Raw genomic sequence first — 2,582 nt, 5'->3', positions numbered from 1 at the left:
GGCGCGCGGGGTCGGGGGTCAGCTCGGCTGCCCGCTCGTGGAACGCCGCCGCCGCGGCGACTCCGCCGCGCGCCTGCGCCCGATCGGCCGAGCGCTCCAACTCGGCGGCCACCGTCTCGTCGGGGCCGGCCGTCGCGTTGGCGAGGTGCCACGCCCGGCGATCGGGGTCCGCTCGGGGATCGGTCGCGTCGGCCAGCGCCCGGTGGACGTCCTGCCGGTCCTGCGGGGACGCGACGCGGTAGGCCGCCGATCGCATGAGGGGATGACGGAAACGCACCCGCGTACCGATGGCGATCAGCCCCGCCGCCTCGGCCGGCGACGCGGCGGACACCTCGATGCCCAGCAACTCCGCCGCGCGAGTCAGCAGGGTCACGTCCCCGACCGGCTCGGCCGCCGCGATGAGCAGCAGCCGCTGCGTCTCGGCCGGCAACGACCGGACCCGCCGCAGGAAGCCCTGCTCGATCTGGCCGGCCAGCGGTCGCGCGTCGGGCCGCCCGAATCCCCCCGCCAGCTCCGCCGGCGCCAGCCCCCGGGGCAGTTCGAGCAGGGCCAGCGGGTTTCCCTGCGTCTCGACGACGATCCGGTCCCGGACCTGCTCGTCGAGTCGTCCGGGAGTCACGGAGTCCAGCAGGGCGCGGGCGTCGCTGTCGCTCAGCCGTCCCACGTCGAGCTGGGGCAGCCCCTTCAGCTCCGGTCCGAGGTGGTGCTCGCGCACCGCGAACAGCAGCCCGATCGGCTCCGCGAGCAGGCGCCGCGCGACGAAGGCGAGGGTCTGCGCGGAGACCTGGTCGAGCCACTGCGCGTCATCGACGAGGCAGACCAGCGGCCCCTTCTCGGCCACGTCGGCGAGCAGGCTGAGCACCGCGAGGCCGACCAGGAAGCGGTCCGGAGGAGTTCCCGCGCTCAGGCCGAACGCCGTCCCGAGCGCGTCGCGTTGCGGGCCCGGCAGGCGACCCAGGTGCTCCAGGAACGGGGAGCACAGCTGATGCAGCCCCCCGAAGGCCAGCTCCATCTCGGATTCCACGCCGGTCGCCTTGATGATCCGGCAGCCGGACGCGCTGTCCCGCGCGTACTCCAGCAGCGCCGTCTTGCCGATGCCGGCCTCGCCGCGCAGAACCAGGACCGAGCTGTGGCCGTCCTGCACCGTTGCCACGAGCTGATCCAGCGTCTCGCACTCCAGCCGCCGCCCGAGAAGTCGCGACCCGGGACCTCCGCTTGCCATGGCACTGCCCCCGACGATCATCTGTTCGTTGCCCCATGACCGCTGAACATGGGGAGAAACCGGCGCTACATCCTAGACGGAGACGTAACCTACCGTTCTGCCATCAAGCCCAGCAATCTGCTGGTGACACCGGCCGCAGGGTGAGCCGGGTGGTCGCGGAGCAGCCCACTGCCCGAGGCGCCTCCGCTGCCCCGACGCCCGCCACGGTGGGGGCCAGGGTACCGACCACGGTGTTCCCAGGGCGCGACGGAGCAGCCCGGACAGCGACCGTGATCGCAGTGGCATCACCGGATGCCAGCTGTCGAACGGAGCCGCCATCGTGACCATGAGCCTGTTGGAGTCGTACGGAGAGGATTCGGCGTTCGTCAGCGCCGCGCCCCGGCTTCTCACGATCGGTCTGCGCGTCCTGCAGGACGTGGGCGAAGCCGAGGACGTGGTGCAGGAGACGTGGCTGCGTTGGGCCCGTGCCGATCGGTCGGTCGTCATCAGCCCGCCGGCCTTCCTCGCGCTGACCACCGCGAGGCTCGCCATCAACGTCGCCCGGTCCGCCCGCAGGCGCCGAGAGACCTCCGCCGGCTCCTGGCTCCCCGAGACGGCGGACCTCGCCGCCGGGCCCGAGACGGCAGCCGAACGGCGAGAGGCGGTCGACACTGCGATCCGGCTGCTGCTGGAGAGGCTGACACCCGCCGAACGAGCCGTCTATCTCCTGCGCACGGCCTTCGACTACCCCTACCGCCAGATCTCCGAGCTCCTCCACCTCGGCGAAGACCACGCGCGGCAACTCCTGCGACGCGCGCGCAACCACCTCGCCACCGAGCGACGCCACCAGGTGAGCGCCACCGCGCACCGGCGCCTCGTGCGGACGTTCGTCGCCGCCGCCCAGTCCGGCGACCTCGCCGCGCTGGAAGACGTGCTCACCGCCGACATCGTCCGCTGAGTTCGATCGCTGGTGCGGCGATCTGTCACAGATCACGACGCCGTCCGGTCTTTCGGGTGAATCGGACGCCGAAGAGCGACAGGAGCGTGAGCGTGCCCTCGACCATGACCACCATTCGGATCCGGGTCAGGATGAGCTCCCGGCCCGTCGACGAGCCGCATCGCGCGTCGAGCCAGCTCGAGCTCCTCTTCGATCTCACCTTCGTGGTCGCGGTCGCGGCCGTCACGGCGCAGTTCGCGCACGTCGTCGCCGAAGGTCATGGCCTGACCGGGCTGGTCCCGTTCCTCCAGGTGTTCTTCGCCATCTGGTGGGCGTGGATGAACTTCACCTGGTTCGCCTCGTCCTACGACACCGACGACGTTCCCTACCGGCTGCTGACCATGGTGCAGATGGCGGGGGCGCTGGTCCTGGCCGTCGGCGTGC

3 protein-coding genes are annotated in these 2,582 nt (G+C 71.8%); 2 read left to right on the top strand and 1 reads right to left on the bottom strand.

Translation table 11 applies throughout. The features are described from left to right. A partial coding sequence (locus tag ACWCSD_RS51420; protein ID WP_449927019.1) for an AAA family ATPase occupies positions 1-1,153 on the bottom strand: 1,153 nt, incomplete at its 3' end. 394 nt (positions 1,154-1,547) lie between these two features. Between ACWCSD_RS51420 and ACWCSD_RS51415 the strand changes: the two genes are divergently transcribed. Further along, on the top strand, positions 1,548-2,159 hold the full coding sequence (locus tag ACWCSD_RS51415; RefSeq protein WP_397159304.1) for a sigma-70 family RNA polymerase sigma factor: 612 nt from the start codon (positions 1,548-1,550) through the stop codon (positions 2,157-2,159). Between the two features lie 104 nt (positions 2,160-2,263). Then, positions 2,264-2,582, top strand: a 319-nt coding sequence (locus tag ACWCSD_RS51410) for a low temperature requirement protein A (protein WP_449927016.1), incomplete at its 3' end; no start/stop codon positions are given.

This window comes from Nonomuraea sp. NPDC001684 (assembly GCF_053596515.1).
The sequence above is the reverse complement of the archived record's forward strand: the minus strand, read 5'-3'. Positions and strand labels throughout refer to the sequence as shown.

Excerpts from the sequence above, each read along its gene's own strand:
- ACWCSD_RS51415 (WP_397159304.1), top strand. The coding sequence starts at position 1,548 with ATGAGCCTGTTGGAGTCGTACGGAGAGGATTCGGCGTTCGTCAGCGCC.